Raw genomic sequence first — 1,077 nt, 5'->3', positions numbered from 1 at the left:
CATGTCGCTTGAAACACTCGCCCGCGTCACCGACAATCCCACCGTCCGCTTGCCCGCCGTGGCCGCCTGATCAAGCCCGGACCTCTCCAAGGGGCGACGCTCTTACACCACCCTGCGGGGCACAATCATTCCCTTGAGCGTCGGTTTGCGGCATGATTCAAGTTCCCGACTTGGGAGAGGGATCATGATCGAGCGGTTCTGGCTGACGGAAGCACGGATGGAGCGGTTGAGGCCGTTCTTTCCGAAGTCGCGGGGCAAGGCGAGGGTCGATGACCGGCGGGTGCTGAGCGGGATCATTCACCTACAGCGCAATGGCTTGATGTGGAAGGATGCGCCAAGGGAGTATGGCCCGCACAAGACGCTCTACAACCGCTGGGTGCGCTGGGGCCGCATGGGGGTCTTTGCCACGATCATGACCGAGCTGGCGACCCAAGGTCAGGATGCCGAGATGGTGATGATCGATGCGACCCACCTGAAGGCACACCGGACGGCTTCGAGCATGGCTGTGCAAAAAGGGGACGCGGGCGGTTGATCGGCCGGACAAAGGGCGGGCTGAACTCGAAACTGCATGTCCTGGCCGATGCGAAGGGTCGTCCGATCCAGATGTTCCTCTCCGCAGGCCAGACCTCCGACTACCTGGGCGCGCGGGCGCTCCTGTCATCCATCCCGGAGGCCGGGGCGCTGCTCGCCGATCGCGGATACGATGCCGACTGGTTCCGCAAAGCCCTGATCGACATGGGGATGTCCGCCTGTATCCCATCCCGGTCCGGGCGCAGGGAACCGATCCCCCACGACACCGACCTCTACCGGAAACGCCACAGGATCGAAAACACCTTCGCCCGCCTCAAGGACTGGAGGCGTATCGCAACCCGCTACGACCGCTGCCCGATCCTATTCCTCTCCGCCTGCGCCCTCGCCGCAACTGTCATCTATTGCTTGTGAGTCCTGAGCCTAGGCCGCATCGGCGATGACCTGTCCCACGCCATCGAGCCCGTCGACCAAGGCGGCGGCCTGTGGGCTGTCGCCGTGCTGGCCAGCCGTCGGGATCAGCCGCACAGGCAGCCCGAGGGCATCGAC

The 1,077-nt window shown here is 64.4% G+C and carries 1 protein-coding gene; it reads left to right on the top strand.

Annotation, left to right across the window (positions count from 1 at the left end; translation table 11 throughout):
- The first annotated feature begins 184 nt into the window (after positions 1–184).
- A protein-coding gene (locus EYB42_RS17210) for an IS5 family transposase (RefSeq protein ID WP_135451295.1) occupies positions 185–942 on the top strand; the annotation gives its coding sequence in 2 pieces (ribosomal slippage) (positions 185–515 and positions 515–942; 759 coding nt in all).
- Positions 943–1,077 lie beyond the last annotated feature (135 nt).

Origin of the sequence: Tabrizicola caldifontis, from assembly GCF_004762095.1 — a bacterium.
Lineage (GTDB): Bacteria > Pseudomonadota > Alphaproteobacteria > Rhodobacterales > Rhodobacteraceae > Tabrizicola > Tabrizicola caldifontis.
Note: the sequence above shows the minus strand (reverse complement) of the source record. Positions and strands in the feature narration are given on the sequence as shown.